This window comes from Massilia sp. CT11-108 (assembly GCF_047302915.1).
GTDB lineage: Bacteria > Pseudomonadota > Gammaproteobacteria > Burkholderiales > Burkholderiaceae_D > Telluria > Telluria orientalis.
The window spans coordinates 1-329 of record NZ_JBKYMO010001380.1 but is presented as its reverse complement, the minus strand read 5'-3'; the positions used below and the strand labels follow the sequence as shown (position 1 = coordinate 329).

The following is a 329-nucleotide window of genomic DNA, read 5'->3' as shown; positions in this document are numbered from 1 at the left end:
TTGCCGGCGGCATCCGTCACGATCGTGGACACCGTGTGCTGGCCCGCGCCCAGTGCCGCGCTGGCGATGCTCCAGGTGCCGCCGGTGGCGACGGCGCTGCCCAGCAGCGTGCTGCCTTCGTACAGGTCGACCGTGGCACCCGCCTCGGCCGTACCCGTGAAGGTCGGCGTGGTGGCGGCCGTGATGCCGTCGCTGTTCGATACGCCCGTGTCGCTGGCGGCGTCCAGCACCGGCGTCGACGATGCGGCCGGTGCGCTGGTGTCGATCGTGACGCCCTGCGCCGGCGAGGCGGCGCTGGTGTTACCGGCCAGATCCGTGGCCTTGGCCGT

At 72.9% G+C, this 329-nt stretch carries 1 protein-coding gene; it reads right to left on the bottom strand.

Annotation, left to right across the window (positions count from 1 at the left end; genetic code table 11):
* Positions 1-329: Ig-like domain-containing protein (locus tag ACEN88_RS34895; RefSeq protein ID WP_413347004.1), on the bottom strand; the 329-nt coding region annotated here is incomplete at both ends.